Genomic DNA, 4051 nt, shown 5'->3' on the forward strand with positions numbered 1-4051 from the left:
TTTTTGGTGAGCACCCAATCGTTTTAGCCACTTGTTTTTTGGTGAGCACCCAATCGTTTTAGCCACTTGTTTTTTGGTGAGCACCCAATCAGGTTTGTTTGGTGTACACTCAAAACGAATCGACTAGGTGAAACGCTGTGGGACGCAAATTAACAAAAGAGCAAGGCGACTGGTTGCAAGGGTTAGGCACCCATTTTGATGAATACGTGTTTCAAGGGCTTCTACCAAGGCACGTGATAGCCATTTCTGACAGGCAAGGCATAGGAGACAGCTATCTTAAGCTTTACTCCAAGCAGTATGAGGATAACCCTGATTCAGTTCATGAAATCTACCTTAACCGTGAAACTTTCAATGATGAGATTATTGATGTCTACAAAGCCTTGCTGAAACAGCAGTTAAGGTTGTTTCAATGGAATAGAGGCACCAGACCTAAAGCAGGTTGGGGTTATCACAGCAAAGAATTTAGCGATTTAGCTAAGCTGAGAGGCTTGATTTGCAAGGGTGTAGGAAAGGATGAAGGGAAAGACTATGGATGGACAGTGGAACTCTACATTGAGCACGGAGGCTTAGCGATGAAGGCGATTGAAGCACTACCCAATAAATTGAAGGTTGCTCCGTTCAAATCACTCTCAAGCGAGTTTATAGAGGTTTCAACAACAAAGCCCAAAAGGAGAACAATCAAATGCATCACTTGCGGCTTTAACGGTCAGTTTACGGGTATTAACTCACACTTCAAGTATTGCCCTATGTGCGCTCACGAGATTCTGGGCAAGCTAAACGTTGAGCCAACGATGGTTGTACAAGAGTAAGGGGTGTCTAGTTTGGCTAATTTCAAATTGTAATTTCAAATCAAATCATGTAGATACCCCTGGGTGTGTTTTCTTCTTAATTGCCATTTGTAATAGGCATATAGGAAGATTTCATACCCAGGGGTATCTTCTGCTGGTAAATAGTATTTGCAATTAGTAATTAGCAGGACTAACTAACCGTGGCTGCAACCATCACCTACCATCCCTGTGTAACTGAGTGCTGACAGTACCATCTAGCCTGATTACTGTTCTCTGGTTTTTCACCCATCACTACTAGATAGTCCCATCCAAGACTGCCAAGCTTAATCCCAATGACATAGCCTGTTTCTTCCTCTAGCCTCACTTGCTGCCCTATCGCGTATTTAGCTACCGATGGAAAACTGATGAAATCGTTCTTTACTTCAATCACTTCAGTCATTACCGTTCTCACTGGCTTACTTCAGTAATGATTCTGCCCTTTCATGTTGTGATTCTCGCTATTGATAATCGCTTTCTTTGCGTCATCTTTATGCAAAACAGCTTGACGTTAATCAAAAGCGAGATATCATAAAGGAACGTTAGGGTTGTTACGGAACTAAAGCTTATGCCTAGAGGCGGATTTAGAGAAGGTTCATTAAGGTTGCGTCACTGGAGAACAGGCAAGACGACTACGGTTAGATTGCCAGAAGCGCTGGTACCACAGGTTCTAAAGTTCGCTAAGGCACTGGACGAAGGTAAGCCTGTGTGGATAGGTGAACCTGAAACAGACAACCTGTACCAGATAAAGGAAGTAGTTCTGAGGTATGCAGCAGCAGCCAACGACTCACCCCGATGGGACAGGGCAAATAAGTTGATAACTGAGCTTGAACCCCTACTGCCTTAACAGTTCACAGATCATAAACAAACGCCCCATCAAGGTATTGCGAGTACCGAGACAGGGCTAACCCCCACTACAACTAACCTGTAAGAGAGGCTGAAATGAAGAATAACACTGCGTCCAACCGATTGGGCAAACTCGTCATCAGAGAGCGGTTTGAGGCGATTACTGACATGGTGCTAGAAGCTAGAACACTAAAGCACTTGATGCATTGGACTTGGAGCAACATCCCTGACAATTTCATCACAACGCTGAGAGAAGCTTTTTCTCACGATGAGACTCAGGTTGATATGCGTAAGACTGCCACCTGGGAGGCGCTGGTTAGTGCGATCGCACAGTATGAATCTCTCTCTTCTATAAGTGAGCCTGTAGAGCTGGAAAAATCGCCTCGCGGAACGAATGCCACTACTACAAAGGAGACCGCTGTAGAGGGGCAAGAAGAAGAGATTCGCGGAACGATTGAACCTTCACCAGCGACCGCTCCTGTCGTAGATAAACAGTGGCACCTAGACGACCCTGACTGGAGAGATGAGCGAATCATGCAGATGAGGGAATGGCACCCTCACTTTAGACAAGTTGAATGGAAGCTTAAGAGAGCACTTGCCCATGCCACTACCGCGCTTAAGGAATACGCAACGCTACTTCTCAGTGAATCGACAGACGACGCTGACGACTTGAAACGGCACCTAGATGAAGAGGTAGTAACGTACCTCGCTAACAAGCTCACAGAAGCCATAGACAACATTTGGCTTGATGTAGTGCCTAAAGTAGTGCGTCCTGATTCTGCTGTGTGGGAGTTTGAAGAACTGATAGAGGAGTGCAAAAAGATGATGGTTTCTACTGGTGTGGGTGTCTAGTCTGGCTATATGCCACTTATAAATGCCACTTAAAGACCTGACACGCCCTTAACACTCTGAGAGGGAAGGTAACTAACCCTCTAATGAGTGCTTCTACCTATTGGGGCGAAATTTGAAAGCGTAACGTAATCAGCGCTTACCCTTAATCACTTGTAAAGGACGCATGTAGATTCGCATGTATAATGGCATGTAAGATAGGCGTAACGTGAACTCTCAATGCGGTGCGTCTACCATAAGGGGCTATAGCGCAGTTGGTAGCGCATCTCAATGGCATGGTTCGGCAACAAATTGGACGATGGCATCGACGACAGAACAAGTTTGGCAAAATGTGGGAACAAACGAAGGTAACGACCCGATTGGTCGTGAGCTACTTCAACTGGATTTGGCAGCATAGTCGGTTTAAGACGACAGCAGCCCAACGAGCCGGTTTAGCAGTACAACCCTGGACTTGGCATGACCTTTTAACCTATCCCACCCTTGTCTGATGCACAACCCTATTGTGTTTGGCTCTACTACACGTTTCCCTTGAGCTACCGGGATATCGAGAAAAGGATGCTGTATCGCGAGGTCGAAGTCACTGGTGAAACGCTTCGGGAATGGTGCCAGAAATTTGGGCAGCAGTACGCAAATCAACTGCGACGGAAGCGTCCGTTCATCGCCGATAAGGGGTTCCTGGAGCGATGACACTGTTGGCGAAACATTTCGCAACAATTTAGAGGACTATAGCACCGTTGTGAACAGGGCTAATCTACCGCTACTACTAGCAGAGGCAATCTTTTAGAATCGAAGCAATTCAGGCGCACAGAGGGAGACCGAACATATGTCAATGCAACCACAGGATATTCCAGAAATTCCTAGCGATACGTTTGAGGTGGCTCAAGCCGTTTTTCCCAAGGGCAATTTATATCTCCAAATGCGAGAGCAACTCGGCATTATCTACACAGACCATGATTTTGTTGAATTGTTTTCTAATCGAGGTCAACCTGCCGAATCGCCCTGGCGATTGGTTTTGGTCTGCATTATGCAGTTCATTGATAACCTGTCAGATCGCCAAGCAGCAGAGGCAGTGCGAGCACGAATCGACTGGAAATATGTTCTGAGCCTGCCGCTGAAAGATACAGGTTTTAACTTTTCAGTTTTGAGTGAATTTCGCAGTCGTCTGCTGTCTTTGGGGAAAGAACAAGAACTGTTAGACCTGTTGTTAACGCATCTCAAACAAAAGGGTTTGCTCAAGACTCATGGGCGACAACGAACGGATGCGACTCATGTGCTTGCAGCGATTCGCAGCCTGAATCGACTGGAACTGTTAGGTGAAACCTTTCGGGCGGCACTCAATAGTTTGTCGGCAGCTCATCCTGAGTGGCTAGATGAGCATATGGAAGAAGTATGGTTTGAGCGTTATGGTCGTCGGATTGAGAACTATCGACTACCCAATCTCGATAGCGAACGGGAAGCATTAGCCAATACCATTGGGCGTGATGGATTGACACTAATGAATGCGATCTATACAACCGAATCACCAATATGGT

5 protein-coding genes and 1 pseudogene are annotated in these 4051 nt (G+C 46.0%); 5 read left to right on the forward strand and 1 reads right to left on the reverse strand.

Translation table 11 applies throughout. From position 1 onward, the window contains the following. Nucleotides 1–173 precede the first annotated feature (173 nt). Nucleotides 174–809: a hypothetical protein gene (locus AC5JLP_RS06155; protein WP_496067041.1), complete on the forward strand. Its 636-nt coding sequence runs from the start codon at nucleotides 174–176 to the stop codon at nucleotides 807–809. 196 nt (nucleotides 810–1005) lie between these two features. Here AC5JLP_RS06155 and AC5JLP_RS06160 read toward each other — a convergent pair whose 3' ends face one another. Further along, complete coding sequence (locus AC5JLP_RS06160) at nucleotides 1006–1227, reverse strand: hypothetical protein (RefSeq protein ID WP_496067042.1); 222 nt, start codon at nucleotides 1225–1227, stop codon at nucleotides 1006–1008. Between the two features lie 539 nt (nucleotides 1228–1766). Between AC5JLP_RS06160 and AC5JLP_RS06165 the strand changes: the two genes are divergently transcribed. The 4 genes and pseudogenes from AC5JLP_RS06165 to AC5JLP_RS06180 form a co-directional block, all read left to right on the forward strand. After that, entirely contained in the window at nucleotides 1767–2522 is a 756-nt protein-coding gene (locus tag AC5JLP_RS06165; RefSeq protein ID WP_496067043.1) for a hypothetical protein, read from the forward strand. A gap of 266 nt (nucleotides 2523–2788) precedes the next feature. After that, a pseudogene (locus tag AC5JLP_RS06170) lies at nucleotides 2789–3007 on the forward strand (IS1 family transposase); the annotation flags it as partial. Then, nucleotides 3000–3206, forward strand: a complete 207-nt coding sequence (locus tag AC5JLP_RS06175) for a hypothetical protein (protein WP_496067044.1) — start codon at nucleotides 3000–3002, stop codon at nucleotides 3204–3206. The pseudogene AC5JLP_RS06170 and the gene AC5JLP_RS06175, both read left to right, overlap by 8 nt. Before the next feature lie 136 nt (nucleotides 3207–3342). Continuing rightward, on the forward strand, nucleotides 3343–4051 hold a 709-nt coding region (locus AC5JLP_RS06180), incomplete at its 3' end, for a transposase (protein WP_496067045.1).

The sequence above is a fragment of the Stenomitos rutilans genome (assembly GCF_059505485.1).